The 21440-nt window shown below is 45.2% G+C and carries 20 protein-coding genes; 8 read left to right on the forward strand and 12 right to left on the reverse strand.

The window, feature by feature from the left end:
- Nucleotides 1-128 precede the first annotated feature (128 nt).
- Together B5F25_RS00555 and B5F25_RS00560 are read left to right on the forward strand one after the other, a co-directional pair.
- Nucleotides 129-1061 (forward strand): J domain-containing protein, encoded by a 933-nt coding sequence (locus B5F25_RS00555; RefSeq protein ID WP_022039894.1) that lies wholly within the window; start codon nt 129-131, stop codon nt 1059-1061.
- 115 nt (nt 1062-1176) lie between these two features.
- Nucleotides 1177-1473 carry a chaperone modulator CbpM gene (locus tag B5F25_RS00560; protein ID WP_022039893.1) on the forward strand — a complete coding sequence of 99 codons (297 nt, stop codon included), beginning with the start codon at nt 1177-1179 and terminating at the stop codon, nt 1471-1473.
- A gap of 194 nt (nt 1474-1667) precedes the next feature.
- Here B5F25_RS00560 and B5F25_RS00565 read toward each other — a convergent pair whose 3' ends face one another.
- From B5F25_RS00565 to B5F25_RS00590, 6 genes are all read right to left on the reverse strand, one after another.
- Complete coding sequence (locus B5F25_RS00565; RefSeq protein ID WP_022039892.1) at nt 1668-2075, reverse strand: amino acid-binding ACT domain protein; 408 nt, start codon at nt 2073-2075, stop codon at nt 1668-1670.
- A gap of 64 nt (nt 2076-2139) precedes the next feature.
- The gene (locus tag B5F25_RS00570) at nt 2140-3441 is read right to left on the reverse strand and encodes a phenylacetate--CoA ligase (RefSeq protein ID WP_022039891.1); all 1302 of its coding nucleotides are present in this window, start codon (nt 3439-3441) and stop codon (nt 2140-2142) included.
- Nucleotides 3442-3510: 69 nt separating this feature from the next.
- The gene (locus B5F25_RS00575; RefSeq protein ID WP_087246933.1) at nt 3511-4839 is read right to left on the reverse strand and encodes a pyridoxal phosphate-dependent aminotransferase; all 1329 of its coding nucleotides are present in this window, start codon (nt 4837-4839) and stop codon (nt 3511-3513) included.
- A gap of 138 nt (nt 4840-4977) precedes the next feature.
- Nucleotides 4978-5574: an indolepyruvate oxidoreductase subunit beta gene (locus tag B5F25_RS00580; protein WP_022039889.1), complete on the reverse strand. Its 597-nt coding sequence runs from the start codon at nt 5572-5574 to the stop codon at nt 4978-4980.
- Nucleotides 5571-7190, reverse strand: a complete 1620-nt coding sequence (locus B5F25_RS00585) for an indolepyruvate ferredoxin oxidoreductase subunit alpha (protein WP_087246935.1) — start codon at nt 7188-7190, stop codon at nt 5571-5573. Before B5F25_RS00585 ends, B5F25_RS00580 begins: the two co-directional genes overlap by 4 nt.
- 163 nt (nt 7191-7353) lie before the next feature.
- A complete protein-coding gene (locus B5F25_RS00590) occupies nt 7354-8130 on the reverse strand; it encodes an amidohydrolase (protein WP_087246937.1) in 777 nt (258 codons plus the stop codon).
- 255 nt (nt 8131-8385) lie between these two features.
- Between B5F25_RS00590 and lysS the strand changes: the two genes are divergently transcribed.
- From lysS to B5F25_RS21000, 5 genes are all read left to right on the forward strand, one after another.
- Complete coding sequence (lysS, locus tag B5F25_RS00595; RefSeq protein ID WP_087246939.1) at nt 8386-10116, forward strand: lysine--tRNA ligase; 1731 nt, start codon at nt 8386-8388, stop codon at nt 10114-10116.
- A gap of 13 nt (nt 10117-10129) precedes the next feature.
- A complete protein-coding gene (locus B5F25_RS00600; RefSeq protein ID WP_087246941.1) occupies nt 10130-11125 on the forward strand; it encodes an NAD(P)H-dependent glycerol-3-phosphate dehydrogenase in 996 nt (331 codons plus the stop codon).
- Between the two features lie 15 nt (nt 11126-11140).
- On the forward strand, nt 11141-12490 hold the full coding sequence (locus B5F25_RS00605; RefSeq protein WP_022039885.1) for a glucose-6-phosphate isomerase: 1350 nt from the start codon (nt 11141-11143) through the stop codon (nt 12488-12490).
- A 3-nt stretch (nt 12491-12493) separates the two neighbouring features.
- Nucleotides 12494-13222, forward strand: a complete 729-nt coding sequence (locus B5F25_RS00610) for an HAD-IA family hydrolase (RefSeq protein WP_022039884.1) — start codon at nt 12494-12496, stop codon at nt 13220-13222.
- A 66-nt stretch (nt 13223-13288) separates the two neighbouring features.
- Nucleotides 13289-13606 (forward strand): hypothetical protein, encoded by a 318-nt coding sequence (locus B5F25_RS21000; protein WP_140406832.1) that lies wholly within the window; start codon nt 13289-13291, stop codon nt 13604-13606.
- A 324-nt stretch (nt 13607-13930) separates the two neighbouring features.
- On the opposite strand, the gene B5F25_RS00615 is transcribed toward B5F25_RS21000, so the two are convergent.
- The 6 genes from B5F25_RS00615 to pyrB are packed head-to-tail and all read right to left on the reverse strand — an operon-like array spanning nt 13931 to nt 18717.
- Nucleotides 13931-14650, reverse strand: coding sequence for an OmpA family protein (locus B5F25_RS00615; protein WP_022039883.1), 720 nt, complete (start codon nt 14648-14650; stop codon nt 13931-13933).
- Between the two features lie 20 nt (nt 14651-14670).
- Complete coding sequence (glyA, locus tag B5F25_RS00620) at nt 14671-15951, reverse strand: serine hydroxymethyltransferase (RefSeq protein WP_087246943.1); 1281 nt, start codon at nt 15949-15951, stop codon at nt 14671-14673.
- Nucleotides 15952-15984: 33 nt separating this feature from the next.
- The gene (locus B5F25_RS00625; protein WP_087246945.1) at nt 15985-16713 is read right to left on the reverse strand and encodes a porin family protein; all 729 of its coding nucleotides are present in this window, start codon (nt 16711-16713) and stop codon (nt 15985-15987) included.
- Nucleotide 16714: 1 nt separating this feature from the next.
- Entirely contained in the window at nt 16715-17281 is a 567-nt protein-coding gene (locus tag B5F25_RS00630) for a flavin reductase family protein (protein ID WP_022039880.1), read from the reverse strand.
- A gap of 10 nt (nt 17282-17291) precedes the next feature.
- Nucleotides 17292-17750: an aspartate carbamoyltransferase regulatory subunit gene (pyrI, locus tag B5F25_RS00635; protein ID WP_022039879.1), complete on the reverse strand. Its 459-nt coding sequence runs from the start codon at nt 17748-17750 to the stop codon at nt 17292-17294.
- Nucleotides 17751-17763: 13 nt separating this feature from the next.
- Nucleotides 17764-18717: an aspartate carbamoyltransferase gene (pyrB, locus tag B5F25_RS00640; RefSeq protein WP_022039878.1), complete on the reverse strand. Its 954-nt coding sequence runs from the start codon at nt 18715-18717 to the stop codon at nt 17764-17766.
- 235 nt (nt 18718-18952) lie between these two features.
- On the opposite strand from pyrB, the gene B5F25_RS00645 reads away from it, so the two are divergent.
- Nucleotides 18953-21280 carry a transglycosylase domain-containing protein gene (locus B5F25_RS00645; RefSeq protein ID WP_022039876.1) on the forward strand — a complete coding sequence of 776 codons (2328 nt, stop codon included), beginning with the start codon at nt 18953-18955 and terminating at the stop codon, nt 21278-21280.
- The last annotated feature ends 160 nt before the right edge of the window (nt 21281-21440 follow it).

Raw genomic sequence — 21440 nt, forward strand, 5'->3', positions numbered from 1 at the left:
ATAGTTTCGGATATGCATAAGTTTGGTTTTTATGTGATGTGACAAATTGTCGGTTAGTGCAAAGATAGTTAAAATAATGTCATTGGCATATATTTTGTTCCTTTTCGCGTAAAAAAACAACTGACTATATGGCTTACATAGACTATTACAGCATTTTGGGAGTTGACAAAACGGCAACTCAAGACGACATTAAGAAAGCATACCGTAAGCTGGCACGCAAGTATCACCCGGACCTGAACCCGAACGACCCGAGCGCGAAGGAAAAGTTTCAGGCGATAAACGAGGCCAACGAGGTATTGAGCGACCCCGAGAAGCGAAAGAAATACGACGCTTACGGGGAGAACTGGAAGCATGCCGATGAGTTCGAAGCACAGCAGAGGGCTTATCAGGCACGTCAGGGAGATGCCGCCGGCGGAACGGAATACTGGTATTCTACCGACGGGCAGCATTTTACCGGCGGATTTGGCGGAAATACCGGAGGCTTCTCCGATTTCTTCGAAGAACTGTTCGGGCACCGTGGAGGTGCAAGTGGCCGGCGGGGAAGAGGAGCCTTCCGAGGGCAGGATATCGAAGCGGAGCTGCACCTTACGTTGCGTGAGGCGGCGGCGACGCATAAGCAGACTTTTACCGTGGGCGGAGAAACCTTGCGTATCACGGTGCCTGCAGGCGTGGCGGACGGGCAGGTCATCAAGCTGAAAGGCCATGGCGGGAAAGGTGCCAACGGAGGTCCGGACGGCGACTTGTACATCACGTTCGTAGTGGGCGATGACCCTGTATTCAAGCGGAAAGACAACGACCTGTATACCGATGTCACCATCGACCTTTACACGGCTGTGTTGGGCGGCGAGGTCACGGTGAATACGCTCGACGGGCAAGTGAAACTGAAGGTGCGTCCCGGCACGCAAAACGGCGCGATGGTGCGCCTGAAGGGCAAAGGCTTTCCGGTCTACAAGCAAGAAGGCAGTTTCGGCGACCTGCTGGTAACGTATCATATAACTATCCCGACTTCGCTCACGGAACATCAGAAAGACCTCTTCCGGGAGTTGCAAAAAGGAGCGTGATGCTTTTATTGAAACGCAGATTAATGCGGATTATCGCAGATTATTGTTCTTAATCGTTTGTTTTAATCCACGAAAATCTGTGTTTCAAACTCAACAACTTAAAAACTCAAAGATTATGCAAAACGATTTGATTATCATAAACGATTATTGCGAACGGTGCGACATCGAGCCGGATTTCGTACTGATGTTAGGCGAAGGCGGACTGATAGATGTAGAAATTATCGGAAATACCGGTTATTTCCCGGCTTCCCAATTGGGCGAACTGGAGCGTTACACCCATCTGTATTACGACTTGTCGATTAACATCGAAGGCATTGATGCCATCCGACACCTGCTCCGGCGGATAGAAGACCTGCAAGAGCGCGTGCGCAAGCTGGAAAATGAATTGCATTTCTATACAATAGGCAATTGACAAATCGGATACAAGTTTCCGGTTGAAAACAATTTTTTGTTTGTAAGGCTCTTTTCACCAACCTTCTGTAAGAACAGGAGTTGCCTGCTTGGAAGCATAAACGTGAATAACGTATAAGTGGGCAAGACCTTGTTCCTACAGATGGTGGAATGTAAAAGTCATCACTGTAAAACAGAAAATTAGTGAATAAATTGTCAAAAGGTCAATACATCGCATTGGTGGGCTTGAAGCACTTCCAGGCAATGCTTCAGGTCGTTAGGCTTGATGACCACGTTCGCCCGGTCGTTTTGGGCGAAGGCATACATGTACTCGATAAAAATCTGTTCTTGTGCCAGGTATTCCAAAATGACTGCCAATGCACCTGGTTCATTGACACAACTTAAACAAACGACATCTGTGGAAATCACGGCAAAATCATGTGAGCGAAGTACTTCTACTGCTTTGTCTACATCAGACACTATTAAGCGGAGAATGCCGAAATCTGTTGTCTCCGCCATACTGAAAGCATGCATATTGATACCGTTCGTCCCCAAGATACGTACTACTTCGTTGATTCGTCCGGTTTTGTTTTCTAAGAAGACTGATAATTGTTTAATTGTCATAAGTTTTTTATTTTAAGTTGACTAAACTCTAAATATGTCCTGTAAAACTATCTGGAACAAATTTTTACACCAATACCCGTTTATCTATTACACGTTGTGATTTGCCCTGGCTGCGTTGAATGCTGTTCGGTTCCATTAATTTCACGTCAGCACTGATGGAAAGCACACTCTTCAACTTGTCTGCCAACTGTTTTCTCAAAGCTAGCATACCGCCGATATCGTCGTTAAAGTAATCACGCCGAACTTCCACCTGTACTTGTAAGGTGTCGAGATTGTTTACCCGGTCTACTACAAGCATATATCGTGGTTCGAACTCCTTCATGCTCAATATCACACTTTCCACTTGTGAAGGAAAGACATTGATACCACGGATAATCAGCATGTCATCGCTCCGCCCCATAATGGGAGTCATACGTACGCTGGTACGCCCACAAGCGCATTCGCCGGGCATCAGCGAAGTAAGGTCTTTGGTGCGGTAACGTAGTAAAGGCATCCCTTCTTTGGTAAGTGTGGTGAATACCAATTCACCTTGTTCTCCAATAGGGAGAGGCTCTAAGGTAACAGGGTCAATGATTTCAGGATAAAAATGGTCTTCGTGGATATGCGATCCATGCTGTGCCTCGCACTCGCATGACACACCCGGTCCCATAATCTCGCTCAAGCCATACAGGTTATATCCTTTCAGCCCTAGTCGTTCCTGTATTTCCTGCCGCATATGTTCTGTCCACGGTTCAGCTCCGAATGCTCCGATACGCAGGCTTAAATCATTTTTATTAATGCCCATCTTGTCTACTGTTTCTGCTAGGTAGAGAGCATACGATGGGGTACAGGCAATGCCCGTAATCTTTAAATCACGAATAAGTCGCACGTGTTTTTCTGTGTTGCCAGTCGAAGCTGGTATTACCGTGGCACCTAGGTTTTCTACTCCGTAGTGCGCTCCTAAACCTCCTGTAAATAATCCATACCCATAACTCACAGAGAAAGTATCTTCACGTGTCACGCCATATGCCGAAAGGCAACGCGACATCACCTCCGACCATATCGCAAGGTCCTTGCGTGTGTAGCCCACGATGGTTGGATTTCCAGTTGTTCCCGATGAGGCATGTACTCGCACTACTTCCGATTTCGGTGCTGCCATCAGTCCATAAGGATAGTTGTCACGCAGGTCTTGCTTAGTGGTGAAGGGAAGCTTCACGATATCATCAATACTCCTGATGTCTTCAGGCATCAAATCCATTTCTTGCATCTTATGCCGATAGAACGGCACATTATGATAAACGTAGGCAACAAGCTTTTGCAACCGTTTGCCTTGCAGCTCACGTAACTGTTCGCGAGGCATACATTCTTTATTGGGATTCCAAATCATTTAATCTGTTAATAATTAATGGTTAATAATTTAAGGCTGAGCATGGCTCATTGCTATCAATTACAATTTTCATTGTTTATTATTCATTATGTTGTGGTCCTCATGAAACGCTTTCATCCGTTCTTCCAACACCGGATAAAGTTCTTCGCACATCCGCGAGGTACAAGCACGAACACCTTGCTGCTCGCTTCCGGTAGTAGAGAGTGAAATGCTACTCACTCCGTAATACATCAATTCTAAAAGAAGTTCTCCTCCAGTCATACCCGGATAACCTAATGTGAAGAAAAAACCGTCGCCCACCTGTTGGGTCACATCTCTATCGTACACAATGGTAAAACCGTTTTCTGTGAATATCTGCTTCATCCGACGGGCACGACGCTCGTATTCGCGTACATCTTCTACGAAATTGATTTCACCCGAAACCGAGCGGTTAAGCATCTCTGCCATTCCGTATTGGGTAGTAGCAGTACATCCCGAAGTAATCATATAAAGAATGGAAGCGATTAAAGTGGGACCAAATACTCCCAAGTTTTCATACCGCTCTGCCAACGCTGGATACTGACGGTCGAAAAGCTTGTCGGATATGCAAGCCAAGGCTATACGCTGACCGGCATAGCTGAATATTTTCGAGGCAGAAAGCATCAGGATGTAATTGTCGGTATAGCGTGCCACGGTAGGCACGAACGGAGCTTGGTACGGATGACCATACGGGTGGCGGAAATCCATACAGAAATAAGCCTGGTCCTCCATTACCACAGCATCATAGCGGGTGGCAAGTTCGCCGATGATTTTCAATTCCTCTTCCTCCAGACATATCCATGCAGGGTTATTCGGATTAGAATAAACTATCGCCGCTATATCTCCTTTCTCTAGATAACTCTCCAGTTTGGTCCGAAGCGGATTTCCCCGAAAATCGTGGATGTCAAAATATTCCCATTTTACGCCCAGTATACGGAGTTGCGACTTCTGGATAGGGAAACCAGGATCGATGAAAAGCACTTTATCTTTACCTGGAATACGCTGGGTACAGGCAATGAATGCTCCAAATGATGCTGCTACCGAGCCTGTAGTAGGTATGCATGCGCGAGGAGAGATATCAATATCAATAAATGCTTTTACGAAACGGGATGCTGCTTCCTTCAGTTCGGGAACACCGGCTGCAGCAGGATATTGTGCTCCCAATCCCGCATCAAGAGCTTTCTTCTCAGCCTCAATACCTACCTTGTTTGCCGGGAGTCCGGGAGAACCTTGATCCATACGGATAAACGGAATGCCCGTCAGTTCTTCTAAACGGGATGCTACAAGCAACACATCGCCGATAGTGGCATTTTGCAAGTCGGCGACTTTCAACTCGCGTGCCACTTCTGCAACCAATTCCTTATTAAATATACTGCTCATATAATATATATAATAATTTACAATTTGAAAATATTGATTTTCGCAGATTAATCGATTATTTCAATTGACGATGGACACTTGAAACAGCAATATAAATGAATCGCAATAATCTGCGAAAATCAGTATGGACCTGCATTATTATTCCTTCACAAATCCAAGCTTTTTCACATAGTTGTGACCGATGTCGAAAGCACGGTAATTCATTTGCACGACTTCTTCTCCCTTCGAGGCGAATATCCGTCCCACGCTTTCGCGTAACGTGGCAGGGTCGAGAATCTTGAGGAATGCCGATGCAGCTCCCAGTAAAATTACATTTGCAGACTTTGGCATTTGGTTTTCTTTCGCCAATTGTTCCACATCGAGTGACACTACGTGGGGCTGTGCTTTCAGTTCATCTGTCAAGGCTTGTTCATCTGGATAGTTAGAGATGTTCTTGAACGGAGCAGACGAAGTAATAATCCATCCGTCTTTAGCCAAAAAAGGTAGATAACGCAACGCCTCCATTGGCTCAAGCGAAAGAATCATATCTGCTGTTCCTAAAGGGATAAGATCGGACGCAATAGGTTTGTCCGAAAGACGGAGGTTCGACTGCACATCGCCCCCACGCTGACTCATCCCGTGTACTTCGGCTTGTTTTAATGCCAACCCCATACGGGTGGCGGCTTCTCCAATGATGGTAGCAATGGACAAGATACCTTGTCCACCAACTCCTGAAAGTATAATGTCTGTTTTCATTTCTTTTCTGCTCTTTTCTTTTTCAACTTACGGTTTAATGTCTGTATGCACTCACGTCGCGGAATAATAACCGATACGCCCCGATACTCGATTTCTTCGCGGATGATGCGGGTAATTTCATCCATATTCTTAGGCAGAGGAACTACCACGCGTACGTGCTCTGGCTCTACGCCCAGCCCCAGGCAGATGGCTTCAAATTTGTTGGTGCCTGCCGAGTCCTGTCCGCCGGTCATGGCTGTGGTAAGATTATCCGAAATCACTACGGTGATGTTTGCTTTGTCGTTCACTGCATCTAACAGACCGGTCATTCCTGAATGAGTAAATGTAGAGTCTCCGATAATCGCAATGGCAGGGAATTGTCCGGCATCTGCCGCACCTTTCGCCATTGTGATGGACGCACCCATATCCACGCAACTATTTAATGCACGGAACGGAGGAAGCGCTCCCAGCGTATAGCATCCGATGTCACCAAAGATTTTCGCACCTGGATATTCGGCAGCCACACGGTTTAATGCATCATATACGTCACGATGGCCGCATCCAACACACAAGGCAGGTGGACGCGGTACTAAATGTTGCGCAGGAGCATACACCTCTACGCTGGCAATGCCTAATGCTATCTTCACACTATCAGGGGTTAATTCTCCGGTGCGTGGCAAGTCTCCGCTCAGACGTCCTTTCACTACGTAGGGAGAAGGAAGCAAACCTTTCAATTGTTCTTCTACAAAAGGCTGGCCGTCTTCCACCACTAGTATTTCCTTACACGACTCTGCCAGGTCGGCTATCTGTTTCATCGGGAGCGGGTATTGCGATACCTTTACCATCGGGAACGGACATCCTTCGGGATAATTTTCCATCACATAGTTATAACCGATGCCGCATGCTACAATGCCCCGTTCAGCCTTTCCTTCGCGTGATACGGTTTTATTGAAAGGAGAAGTTTCCGCTAACTGAAGCAGTTGGGGTTGGGCGGCAATTACTTCCAGATAGCGCCGGCGAGCATTACCTGGCAGCAATACCCAATCGGAAGGTACTGATTCCCTTCCCGTACAAGTCACATCAAGAAATGAACTTTTCACTTGCACCGCTGCACGTGAGTGTGCCAAACGAGTTACAATACGCATCAGTACAGGAAGTTTTTCCCGTTCCGAAAGTTCGTAGGCATATGCCATCATATCGTATGCCTCTTGTTGCGATGAAGGTTCTAAGACAGGTACCATTGCAAACTTGCCATAAAAACGAGAGTCTTGTTCGTTCTGCGATGAGTGCATTGAAGGATCGTCTGCCGCTACAACTACGATACCGCCGTTCACTCCCGTGATGGCAGAATTAACAAAAGCATCGGCACATACGTTCATGCCCACGTGTTTCATGCATACCAATGCACGCTTGCCCACATACGAAACTCCTAAAGCCGCTTCCATTGCAGTCTTCTCGTTAGTACACCAGGTACTGTGTAATCCTCTGGCTTTTGCCAGAGACGAATCTTGTATGTATTCCGTAATCTCGGTTGAGGGAGTTCCCGGATAGGCATATACCCCTGAAATCCCTGCATGGATGGCTCCCAAAGCTATTGCCTGGTCACCCAATAATAAAAATTTTTCGCTATTTTCCATAAATGTGTTTATTGGTTCACCATCGAATAACATGAATCCAAAATGTAATAATAAAAAATGATAACAGCAATGAGGCTATTCTCTGTGATTAGTTATCCACACATTGACATTAATCATTAACTGGATTTCGTGTTTTCGTGATGAATTTTTTCATTTTAATCAATTAATAATCTGTAGTGGAAAAAGACAAAGAAAATCCGTCGGCATCGTCCAGTACGGGAAACTTTTTGCGGAAAACTTCCAAACTGTCCATATCCACGATGGCTTCAGTTCCTTCCTCACACTCGTCCTTGCAGGCAGCTAGTGTGTGTCCGTAAGGGTCTATTACAGCACTTCCCCCACAATATTCACATGTAGGGTCCTTACCCACACGGTTCACGGCTATTACATAGCACTGATTCTCAATGGCACGGGCACGGAGCAACATTTTCCATGCTTCCACGCGTGGTGTCGGCCAGCTTGCCACATAAAGGATGGCATCGTAATCGCCCCGATTGCGCGACCAGACAGGAAAACGCAGGTCATAGCAGACTTCCAACAGGAAGCGTACGCCCCGAAACGGAACAATCACACGTTTATTGCCAGGCGTATAATGCTTATCTTCGCCCCCGTATGTGAACAAATGCTTTTTGTCGTACCAGCATACCTGCCCATCAGGGTATACAAAATAAAAACGATTGTAATATTTACCGTCTTCTTCGGTTGCTATGCTTCCGGCAATAGCGCATTCGCGTTTCCTTGCTTGTTGCTCCATCCATCGAAGTGATTCGCATTCCGTCTCTGCCACTCCCTCAGGCTGCGTACAAAAACCGGTCGAAAACATTTCGGGCAGCACATAAAGGTCGGCTCCCGTATGCGCCTCCATCATCTTTTCAATATGCTTTTGATTCGTTGCTGGATTTGCCCAACAAATATCGGTTTGCAGAATAATGACTTTCATAATGCTTTTCATATCGTTAGAAACATCCCCAAAGGTAACGAATTAATCGGCATTACCCAACAAAATGAGTAAAATTTTAATAAATGGGCTTCGATGTCTTGCCGATAGGGTACTAACGAAAGCATTTTCCAAGAGGCAAAAGAAGTTAGAAGCTGCCAGCTTAAGATGGAATTCATAAAAAGAAATGGTGAACATAGGGATAGATTGCAAAATATTTTTTATTTTTGTAGCGAAATTGAGTTAATGTACTGACAAATGAACGTATTAGAACTAAGTGAACAGGAGATTATCAGGCGTAACAGTCTGAATGAGATGAAAGCGATGGGCATCGAACCGTACCCTGCTGCCGAGTATGTAACTAATGCATTTTCAACCGATATAAAAGCCGAATTCAAGGATGACGAGGCAGAACCGCGCAAAGTATCAGTTGCAGGACGCATGATGTCACGTCGTGTAATGGGGAAAGCTTCTTTCATCGAACTACAAGACTCGAAAGGACGTATCCAAGTATATATCACCCGTGATGACATCTGTCCGGATGAAAACAAAGATTTATATAATGTGGTATTTAAACGCTTGCTCGACTTAGGCGACTTCATCGGCATTGAAGGTTTTGTATTCCGAACTCAGATGGGAGAAATATCCATCCATGCGCAGAAGCTGACCGTGCTGGCGAAATCGCTCCGCCCGCTTCCCATTGTAAAATACAAGGATGGCGTGGCGTATGACAAGTTCGAAGACCCCGAACTGCGCTATCGCCAACGCTACGTGGACCTGATAGTAAATGACGGAGTGAAAGACATCTTCATGCAACGCGCTACGGTGATACGTACCATCCGCCGCGTACTGGACGAAGCCGGCTATACGGAGGTAGAGACCCCTACCTTGCAGAACATTGCAGGCGGTGCAAGCGCCAAGCCCTTCATTACCCACTTTAACGCTCTTGATACCGACATGTACCTGCGTATCGCTACGGAGCTTTACCTGAAGCGGCTCATAGTGGGCGGATTCGAAGGTGTATACGAAATCGGCAAGAACTTCCGCAACGAAGGAATGGACCGCAATCATAATCCGGAGTTCACTTGTATGGAACTGTACGTACAGTATAAGGATTACAACTGGATGATGGCATTCACCGAAAAGCTGTTGGAAACCGTCTGCATCGCCGTAAACGGAAAGCCCGAACGTGAAATTGACGGCAACATCATCAGCTTCAAGGCGCCTTACCGCCGCTTGCCTATCCTGGAAGCTATCAAAGAAAAGACCGGCTATGACCTGACTGGCATGGACGAGGCACAAATCCGCGAAGTGTGCCAAAAGCTGAACATGGAAATCGACGACACCATGGGCAAGGGCAAGCTGATTGATGAAATCTTCGGCGAGTTCTGCGAAGGCACCTTTATACAACCCACGTTCATCACCGATTATCCCGTAGAGATGTCGCCCCTTACCAAGATGCACCGCTCGAAACCCGGACTGACCGAACGTTTCGAACTGATGGTAAACGGGAAAGAGCTTGCCAATGCATACTCGGAACTGAATGACCCGATAGACCAGGAAGAACGCTTCAAGGAACAGATGCGCTTAGCCGACAAAGGCGATGATGAAGCGATGATTATTGACCAGGACTTCTTGCGTGCCCTGCAATACGGTATGCCTCCTACAAGCGGTATCGGAATCGGAATTGACCGTCTGGTTATGCTTATGACGGGCAAGACTTTCATTCAGGAAGTATTGTTCTTCCCGCAGATGCGTCCCGAAAAGGTGACCCCTAAAGATAAAACTGAAAAATTTACTGCTTTAGGCATTCCTGAAGAATGGGTCCCGCTTATCCAAAAAGCAGGATATAATTTGGTATCAGACATGAAAGAAGTTAATCCGCAAAAGCTGCAAATGGACATCTGCGGAGTAAACAAGAAATATAAATTGGGACTGGCTAATCCAAGTGTTGACGAAATCGCAGCATGGATAAGTAAAATCATGTAAGTAAAAAACAAACATGAAATTACCCGGGAAAATAGCAATCATGGGTGGAGGAAGCTGGGCAACGGCTATCGCAAAGATTGTCCTTGCCCAAGCCGGTACGATAAACTGGTATATGCGCCGAGACGACCGCATCGAGGACTTCAAGCGGTTGGGGCATAATCCGGCTTACCTGACCAGTGTGCGCTTCAACATCAAATGCATTAACTTTTCATCGGATATAAACAAAGTAGTGAGAGAATCGGATACGCTGATATTCGTCACTCCTTCACCTTACTTGAAAGCACACCTGAAAAAGCTGAAAACGAAGCTAAGGGACAAGTTCATCGTAACAGCCATCAAGGGTATCGTACCCGATGAAAACATGATCATATCCGATTATTTTCACAAGATGTATGATGTGCCCGAAGAAAACATCGCCGTACTGGCAGGTCCTTGCCACGCGGAAGAAGTGGCTCTGGAACGTCTTTCTTACCTTACCGTGGGATGTAAAGACATCGAAAAAGCCAAAATGTTTGCCCGCCAGCTGAGCGGACAATATATCAAGACTTCCGTAAATACGGATGTGGCAGGAATCGAATATGCTTCGGTGTTGAAAAACGTATACGCCATAGCGGCAGGTATCTGCAGCGGTCTGAAGTATGGAGATAATTTCCAGGCTGTATTGGTCTCGAATGCCCTGCAAGAGATGAACCGTTTCTTAGACACGGTACATCCGGTAGACCGATGCACCAACGACTCGGCTTATTTAGGCGATTTGCTCGTTACCTCTTATTCCAACTTCAGCCGTAACCGTGTGTTCGGTACCATGATAGGCAAAGGATACTCGGTGAAAAGTGCACAAATCGAAATGGAAATGATAGCAGAGGGCTATTACGGCACAAAATGCATCAAAGAACTGAACAAGCACCTGCATGTGAATATGCCGATAGTAGATGCTGTCTACAACATCCTGTACGAACGCATTTCTCCCATGATTGAGATAAAATTACTGACTGATTCATTCAGATAAAATACATATACTATTATGGAAAATATCAAACTTAACATCGAAAAGACTTTAGGATTCATTTCTAAAGAAAAATTAGCTTCTTACGAACCCAAAGTAAAAGCTTGTATGGAAACTCTGGAAAAAGGCACCGGCCTTGGAAACGATTTCCTGGGATGGCTGCACCTGCCTTCTTCTATCACTCAAGAACACTTGGACGATTTAAAAGCTACAGCTCAAGTATTACGTGAAAATTGTGAAGTAGTAGTTGTTGCCGGCATTGGAGGAAGCTACTTGGGTGCCCGTGCCGTTATCGAAGCGATGTCTGACAGTTTTGCATGGCTGAAAGAGAAAAAAGCAGGCCAGCCCGTTATTTTATTCGCAGGACATAACATCGGCGAAGACTATCTGTACGAGTTGACCTCTTACTTGCAAGATAAAAAGTTTGGTATCATCAACATATCCAAATCAGGAACAACAACAGAAACCGCCCTCGCATTCCGTTTGTTGAAAGAGCAATGCGAAAGACAACGCGGTAAAGAAATGGCACGCAAAGTTATCGTAGCTGTAACCGATGCCAAGAAAGGTGCAGCCCGCACTACTGCCGACAAAGAAGGATACAAGTCGTTTATCATTCCTGACAATGTAGGCGGACGTTTCTCTGTATTGACTCCGGTAGGTCTGTTGCCCATTGCCGTGGCAGGATTCGATATCGAACAGCTGGTAAACGGAGCACGCGAAATGGAAAAGGTATGTGCCAGCGAGAACCTGATGGAAAATCCTTCTGCCTTATATGCGGCAACTCGCAATGAACTGTACCAGAATGGAAAGAAAATTGAAATCCTCGTCAACTTCCAGCCTAAACTGCACTATTTCATGGAATGGTGGAAACAATTGTTCGGCGAATCGGAAGGAAAAGACCACAAAGGCATTTATCCAAGCTCGGTAGACTTCTCTACAGACTTACACTCAATGGGACAGTGGATTCAGGAAGGCGAACGTACCATTTATGAAACCGTAGTATCTGTCGAGACACCTAACCATGAATTGAAAGTTCCTACCGATGCAGAAAATTTGGACGGTCTGAACTTCCTTGCCGGAAAACGCATTGATGAAGTCAATAAGATGGCAGAATTAGGTACTCAATTGGCCCATGTAGACGGAGGAGTGCCCAATATGCGCGTCAGCGTTCCGATGCTGAATGAATTCTATCTGGGCGAGCTGATTTATTTCTTTGAAAAAGCATGCGGTATCAGCGGCTATTTGCTGGAAGTCAATCCGTTCAACCAGCCAGGTGTAGAAGCTTACAAGAAAAACATGTTCGCCTTGCTGAACAAACCGGGATACGAAGCAGAATCGAAAGCTATCCAAGCCCGTTTGAACAAGTAGCCTATGTTTGAAGAAGCAATTCGGACTTATCTGCAAGCACATCGCTTCGGGTCACTCGACTTGAAAGCTGTATTATTCGACATGGACGGCGTATTGTTCGACTCCATGAAAAACCATGCGGCAGCGTGGCACGAAGCGATGAAACGTTACAACCTACAAATGTCTCCTGAAGAGGCTTATTTGCACGAAGGGCGTACGGGAGCAGATACTATCAACATCATAAGCGCCCGCCAGCGGAAGAAAGAAGCGACGGATGAAGAAATTGAAAACATCTACGAAACCAAATCCGAAATTTTCAATTCATTACCCCAAGCAGAACGTATGCCGGGCGCATACGAATTATTACAAAAAATAAAAGGAGAAGGATTAACACCGGTCATTGTCACCGGTTCAGGTCAAAAATCATTATTGGAACGGCTCAATAAAAACTTTCCGGATATTTTCAGACCTGAATTAATGGTAACGGCTTTTGATGTCAAATACGGAAAGCCCAATCCGGAGCCTTATCTTATGGGACTCCAGAAAGCAGGGGTAAAAGCAAACGAAGCCATCGTGGTAGAAAATGCCCCATTGGGAGTAAAAGCAGGAGTAGCGGCAGGCATTTTTACAGTAGCTGTAAATACCGGCCCCTTACCTGACGAAGTATTGACACAAGAAGGAGCTAACTTTCTTTTCCATTCTATGATGGAATTCAATAATAATTGGGAAAGTTTTTATCAAGTAATCAAATAAAGTTGTATCTTTGCACCACACTTAGCATTTACAAATGCTTATACTAACCCTAACAAATTCAATTGGATGTTAAAAAGACTGCTTCGGGAGAAGCGGTCTTTTTTCTGTTCGATGTTTGGGAGTATGCCGGTTGCTATGCATTTAACTCTGGCTATTCCTAGAAATGCAGAATTACAAAGCTTATATTTTGAACAGTGTGGAATTGTGCATTTTAATGGAATACACACAGTCGGTATTACTTCTGTTGCCTGTGTCACACCGGATTGTCAATCCGCTTCTTCAATTACGCCGGCTTACACGTCCGGCATGACAATCAAGCTTTGTTCTCTCCGCAATATAGCTGCCTTGCTTGTAAGATTATTAATCTTACAGCGTGAAGATTAATAATCTTCCGGCATGAAGATTAATAATCTTACAAACAAGGTAGTCATGGAGATTGGATGGTCGGACTAAGCTGATGTTAGGGTTTGGCTTGGAAAAGCAACCGGTAGACATAAAGTGTACAGGCACAAATCCAGCTTGACAAATGTGACAAGCGACAAAATGCACAAATTAATGCCGCAAGAAGTATAAAACAGGATTTATACAACATAAGTGAGAATCCAATAAAAATGGCATATGAGATGAGTATAGGCAATCATCTTCATATGCCATTTAATTTTTGAGGTCATTTACTGAATATCCTTGATTCAGTATTGTTCTGCCATATTATTGCAATGTGCCAGCTTCGGCTGCTTGTATCATTTGCTGGCTGGCATACATATATACCTCTACACGCCGGTTTTCTTGACGGCCTGCTTCGGTGCTGTTGTCTGCAACCGGATTGCTTTCGCCCAATCCTTCCACTGTTTTGATTTGTGAGGCAGTAGTACCGCAACTGAGAAGGTAGCTGGATACACTTTGTGCTCGTTCTTGTGAGAGGGCTTGATTTTTCTGTACACTTTGTTCTGCGGTGCTGTTTTTCCAACCCGTATTGTCGGTATATCCATAGATGGCTACATCCATATCGGGATTTTGGATTAATACGTTGTTGGCAAATTTGCTTAGAGCCGCTTTGGCAGAAGTGCTCAGGGTAGAGCTGCTGGTAGCAAATAAGATGCCCGAATCGAAGGTTACTTTGACGGCTTGTAAGCCATTGTTATCCGTAACCTGTTCTACTTCTGCTCCTTCGATTTGCGCAGCCTGTTCGGCAGCCTTATCCATTTTCTTACCAATCAAGACCCCTGCGCCTGTTCCTACGGCAGCTCCTACAGCAGCACCGATTGCTGCGCCTTTTCCATGACCGGCAATACCTCCGATGAGGGCACCCAAAGCTGCTCCGCCACCACCTCCAATCATTCCTCCTTTGGCGGTGTTGTTTAAACTTCCACAACCGCTAAGTACCAAGCATCCGCTCAGTAAGATAGCCATACAACTTGTTTTTTTCATAAGCTTTTTATATTATACATTTAATATGCAAATAAGGGATAGTTTTTCATCGTGTTGTTTACACGGGTACGAACGGAAGCTATCACTTCTTCATTGTCTACGTTCGATAATACCGTTTCTATCATTTCGGCAATTTCATACATTAGGTCTTCTTTTGCACCCCGTGTCGTAATGGCTGGAGTTCCTAAACGGATTCCAGAGGTTTGGAATGCTGAACGGGTATCAAACGGAACCATGTTCTTATTTACGGTAATATCTGCCGAAACCAACGCTTTCTCAGCTACTTTTCCGGTCAGGTCGGGATATTTGGTTCGCAGGTCTACTAACATCGAATGGTTGTCTGTACCGCCGGATACGATGGTAAATCCGCGGTCTATCAATGCTTGTGCTAATGTAGCGGCATTTTTCTTTACTTGTAAAGCATAGTCTTTCCATTCGGGTTGGAGGATTTCATTAAAGGCGACAGCCTTTGCTGCAATCACATGTTCCAGCGGGCCACCCTGGATACCGGGGAATACGGCAGAGTCAAGCAATTGTGACATCATTTTGATTTCACCTTTGGGCGTTTTCTTTCCCCAAGGATTGGGAAAGTCTTTTCCCATTAGGATGATGCCTCCACGTGGTCCTCGTAAAGTTTTATGAGTAGTAGACGTTACGATATGTGCGTATTTTACTGGATTGTCGAGCAGACCGGCAGCAATCAGTCCGGCTGGGTGAGCCATGTCAATCATCAGAATGGCATTTACTTTGTCTGCAATTTCGCGCATGCGTTTGTAATCCCATTCGCGTGAATAGGCAGAACCACCTCCGATAATCAATTTGGGATGTTCGCGTAGTGCGATTTCTTCCATCTGGTCATAGTCTACACGTCCGGTTTCTTTATTCAGGTTATATTCGCAAGGTGTGTAGATGATGCCTGAAGTGTTGACGGCCGAACCGTGGGATAAGTGTCCTCCGTGTGCCAGATTCAGTCCCATGAACTTGTCTCCAGGGTTTAATACTGCAAGGAATACGGCTGCATTGGCTTGTGCTCCAGAGTGAGGCTGGACGTTTGCCCATTCGGCACCGAAGATTTTCTTGATGCGGTCGATGGCGAGTTGTTCGCTTTGGTCTACAACTTCACAACCTCCATAATAGCGTTTGCCAGGATAACCTTCGGCATATTTATTAGTGAGGCATGACCCCATGGCTTGCATTACTTCATCGCTTACGAAATTTTCGGAAGCAATCAGTTCTATGCCTTTCAGTTGACGTTGGTGTTCTCTTTCGATAATGTTGAAAATTAAATCGTCTCTTTTCATATTTGTATGTTTTTTTGATAAAATAATTTGATGTTAAAATATTACACCTACTGAGAAACTTAATACATTCCGGCGACGTTTTAGGGAAATGTCTTGGGTATTATAAGGATTTTCAGTCAGTGTCTTGTCGTATGTGATGGATTGAACCCAATCGTGTAATCCGATTTCATAGCGGAAGTCGAAAAAAATGTTTGATACATTGACTGCAAGTCCGACTACTCCACTAAAGCTGAAGGGACGTATTTCTTCTTTGATTCCTTGCTGATAAAACCCGGAATATTCGCTTTTGGTATGTTTTTCCCATGCGTATGCAACTTTCGGTCCGATAAAGAATGCCATGCCGTATGGATAGGCATCTACGAATTTGTAACCATAAAGCAAAGGCATGTCGATAGAATGGATGTCTGTTTTTACCAAGGCATTGTCATCTATTAGTCCTGCATTGTTTACATCATTCGGAATCGAAATACTCCCTTTTGAAACGTTATACGAAAATTCGGTTTGTAGGAAATGGTGTTTTTTAAAATTGAAGCGGCAGAAAAAGGCTCCGAAATATCCTATCTTGTAGTTGTTCTGGATATCTTGCAGCTCATTTTCTCCTAATGTAAAATGGTCGATGAAGAACATGGTGGAATTAAATCCTGCCTTGATGCCTATATTGACCTTGGGGTCGTTTGTCTCATTGCGCGATTCTGTTTGGGCGTGTGCGGAAAGTCCGGACAGCCCCATAAGGCAAAGCAGGATAAAGGCATTTGTTCTCATCTTATTTCTTCTTTTCTACAGACCAACCGAATTTTCCTATTTTTTCTCCTGTTTCATAATATCCGCCGTGGATATATACTAATAGATTGGATTGTGCAAGTTCAAATTTCCCGGTTTCTGTATTTAAATATTTTTCATCAGCTTTTACATTGACGACATCTGCTATGAACATGTCGTGCGAGCCAAGGGCGATAATGTCTTTCACCCTGCATTCGATACATAGAGGTGATTCCTCGATGAGTGGTGCCTGCACCATTGAAGCCTTGCCTGGTGTGAGGTGCATTTCCTCAAACTTATTATAGTCTTTGCCTGAGCGTACACCGCACCAATCGGTAGCGAATGCCATATCTTTGGTGGTCAGGTTGATGACAAATTCCATGTTCTTTTTCAGAATCGGGTAGGAGTGTCGTTCCGGTCGTACGGAGATGTAGCACATGGGTGGGTTGGAACAGATGGTTCCTACCCACGCTATGGTCAGTATGTTGTATTCTTCTTCCGTGCTTCCGCAACTCACAAGTACGGCTGGCAGGGGGTATATCATCGTGCCAGGTTTCCAGTCTTGTTTCATGGTTTGTGTGTCAGATTAGTTTGATGTTGTCTACTTGTTGTTCTTTCTCGCAATAGTGGCATTTCAGGATACCCTGTTCTTTGTCGGCGACATGGAACCACGTCTGCATCGGCTCGTTGTTGGTGATGCATTTGGGATTGTTGCATTTCACGATTCCTTTCAGTTCGGATGGCATCACCACTTCTTTCTTTTCCACTACCTCGTAGTTGCGGATGATGTTCAGCTTCATGTTGGGTGCCACTACAGAAAGGCGGCTGATTTCCTCATCGGTAAAGAACCGTCCGGCAATCTTGATGATGCCTTTCTTTCCCAGTTTTTTACTTTCGAAGTTGTTTCCGATAGTGATGTTGCTGTCCATGTGTTGCAGGTCGAGCAAGGATACTACGGTAAACAGCTTGTCTGAAGGTATATGGTCGATTACCGTTCCGTTCTCAAGGGCGGCTACTTGCAATTCTTTTTTGTTGCTCATTACATCAAAAGTTTTAAAGGTTCATGATTCGGTTGGTATCTGCTTTCACTTCGTCCAGCGTAATTCCTAATACATCACAAAGAATGGCTTCACGTGCGTACAGGCCGTTTTGTGCTTGTTGGAAATAGTAGGCTTTCGGGTTATTATCCACATCATAGGCTATTTCGTTCACGCGGGGCAACGGATGAAGGATGCGAAGGTTAGGCCGTGTGTGTTCCAGCATTTTGTTGTGCAGGATATATACGTCTTTTACCCGTTCGTATTCCATCAGGTCGGTGAAGCGTTCGCGTTGTACACGGGTCATGTACAGGATGTCTGCATTGGCAATGGTTTCCTCGTTGAAGTCGCTGTGTTCTTCGTAATGGATGTGATGTTCCTTGCAGTACAGTTTGTATTCTTCCGGCATTTTCAGTTCGTTGGGGGCGATGAAATGGAAAGTCGGGTTAAAATGGCGCATTGCCATCAGGAGGGAATGTACTGTGCGTCCGTATTTCAAATCACCTACCAGATAGATGTTCAGATTTTCCAGTGTACCCTGTGTCTTATAGATGGAATAGAGGTCAAGCATGGTTTGAGAAGGATGCTGGTTGGCCCCGTCGCCCGCGTTGACGATAGGAACGGGTGCTATTTCGCTGGCATAGCGTGCGGCTCCCTCCAAGTAGTGACGCATGACGATGATATCGGCATAATTGCTTACCATCATGATGGTGTCTTTCAGGGTTTCTCCTTTCGAAGAACTTGTCACCTTGGGGTCGGTGAATCCGATGACTTTTGCACCTAAACGATTGGCAGCTGTCTCAAAACTCAGACGCGTGCGGGTGGAAGGTTCAAAAAAAAGGGTCGCAACGATTCTCTGGTCCAACAAGTGACGGTTTGGTTTCTTTTCAAACTCTTGTGCCATTTCCAGCAGATAAAGGATGCGTTCCTTCGAGTGGTTGGCAATAGTGACTAAACTTCTATTTTCCATATTTTCCGTTTAATGATAGTTCTTTAATAAATACCGGAGTTCAAAGATAGTCAAAAAAATAGAATGAACGGTTTTTATTCCGGCATTTTTTATACTTTTGCACTTCGTAAAGAGTAATATCGGACACAAGAGTATGAAGGTGCAGTGTTTTTCTTTGTCGGCGAAGCAAGACATTCCTCTTTTTGTGCCATTGTATTTCCTGGGTTCTATGTTTATATATTAAGGTATAAGAATTATGAGAAAGAAGTTCATATGCGCATTGTGGATTTTGGTGGTCTTGAGTATTCTGGCCGTGGCGGTTGTATTTACGGCTATAGCGAAAGGATGGATAGGCTATGTGCCTCCGGTGGAGGAATTGGAAAATCCCAATCTGAAATTTGCTACCCAGATTATATCCGATGATGACCAATTACTGGGGACATGGTCGTATAGCAAGGAAAATCGTGTTTATGTAGGCTATAATGATTTGTCGCCCAATTTGGTTCATGCATTGATTGCTACAGAAGACGTGCGCTTCAGCGAACATTCCGGCATTGATTTTCGTGCTTTCTTGCGTGCGGTAATCAAGCGCGGAATACTGATGCAGAAGAATGCCGGAGGAGGCAGTACGATTACCCAGCAGCTTGCCAAGCAATTTTATTCACCTACGGCAGACAATGTGATGGAACGTCTGTTACAGAAGCCGATAGAGTGGGTGATAGCCGTCAAGTTGGAGCGTTATTATACAAAAGAGGAAATCCTCACGATGTATCTCAATAAGTTCGATTTCTTAAACAATGCTGTGGGTATCAAAACGGCGGCAAAAACTTATTTCTCGAAAGATCCGAAAGAACTTTCCATCGAAGAGGCTGCAACACTGGTTGGCATGTGTAAGAATCCTTCGCTTTATAATCCGCGCAGGTTTAACGAACGTTCGCGGGGACGTCGAAATACAGTGCTCGACCAGATGCGCAAGGCGAATTATATTACGCGGGCTGAATGTGACTCGTTGCAGGCACTTCCGCTCAAGTTAAGGTTCCAGCCTGTTGACCATAAGGATGGGCTGGCTACTTATTTTCGTGAATACCTGCGTCATATAATGACTGCTAAGCAGCCCGATAAGAGTAAGTATCGCGGCTGGCAGATGCAGCAGTATTACGAAGACTCCATTGCCTGGAAAACCAATCCGCTTTACGGTTGGTGTGCGAAGAACAAGAAAAAGGACGGCACCAACTATAACATTTACACCGACGGGTTGAAGATTTACACCACTATCAACTCCCGGATGCAGCAATATGCTGAAGAGGCGGTTTACGAGCATGTGGCGAAGTATCTCCAGCCTCGCTTCTTTAAGGAGAAGATGGGGCGGAAGACAGCTCCTTATACCAACCAGCTGACGCAAGAAGAAGTGAACGAGATAATGGACCGCTCAATGCGTCAGACCGACCGCTACCGTCAGATGAAGAAAGCAGGATGCTCGGAAGAAGAAATCCGTCAGGCCTTCAACACCAAGCATGAGATGACGGTTTTTTCATACGAGGGAGAAAAAGATACCATCATGACACCGATGGACTCCATTCGTTATTATAAGTATTTTCTGCGTGCCGGGTTCATGTCGATGGATCCTGTGACCGGTTACGTGAAGGCATACGTAGGCGGGCCTAATTATAATTACTTCCAGTATGACATGGCAATGGTAGGACGCCGTCAGGTAGGGTCTACCATCAAGCCTTTCCTTTATTCGCTAGCGATGGAGAATGGTTTTTCGCCTTGTGATGAAGTACGTAATGTGGAACAGACACTTTTCGATGAGAACGGAAAAGCTTGGTCGCCACGTAACTCTTCCCGTTCGCATTATGGTGAAGTGGTTACTCTGAAGTGGGGACTTGCCAACTCGAATAACTGGATATCGGCTTATCTGATGAGTAAGCTTAGCCCTTATGCGCTGGCGAGGTTGATTCACTCGTTCGGTGTGCTGAACAAAGACATACAGCCCACTGTCTCTCTTTGTCTGGGTCCGTGTGAGATATCGGTAGGAGAAATGGTTAGTGCTTATACGGCATTTGCCAACCGGGGCATCCGCACGGCACCGCTGTTTGTTTCGCGCATTGAGGATAATGAGGGAAATGTCATTGCTAACTTTACTCCACAGGTCGATGAGGTAATCAGTGAATCGAGTGCTTATAAAATGTTGGTGATGCTGCGTGCCGTTATTAATGAGGGTACCGGAGGACGTGTGCGCCGTTTGTATGGCATTAAGGCAGATATGGGTGGAAAGACCGGAACAACTAACCGTAATTCGGATGGTTGGTTTATGGGATTTACTCCTTCATTGGTGTCTGGATGCTGGGTTGGCGGTGTAGAGCGTGATATCCATTTTGACACGATGCGTGATGGACAAGGTGCTTCGATGGCACTTCCGGTATGGGGACTCTTTATGCAAAAAGTTTATGCTGATAAGGAATTGGGCTATTCTGAAGAGGAACGCTTTGACATACCAGGTGATTTTGACCCTTGTAAGGACAAATTGACTGAAATGGAAGAAGAAAATGCCAGCAGGCTGGACGATGTGTTCTTCCAATAACAATGCTTTATGGATGCCCGCACTTTGCCCATCTGTCGTTCTTAAAAATGAAGCTATGTTTCAGATGCAGTTCATATATGCAACTGCATCTGAAACATAGCTTTTAATGGCGAAGTATTTATTTTCTATTGTCGGTTGTTGGCAGACTACGGATATACCT

The organism is Bacteroides sp. An19, from assembly GCF_002160215.1.
GTDB classification, from domain to species: domain Bacteria; phylum Bacteroidota; class Bacteroidia; order Bacteroidales; family Bacteroidaceae; genus Phocaeicola; species Phocaeicola intestinalis.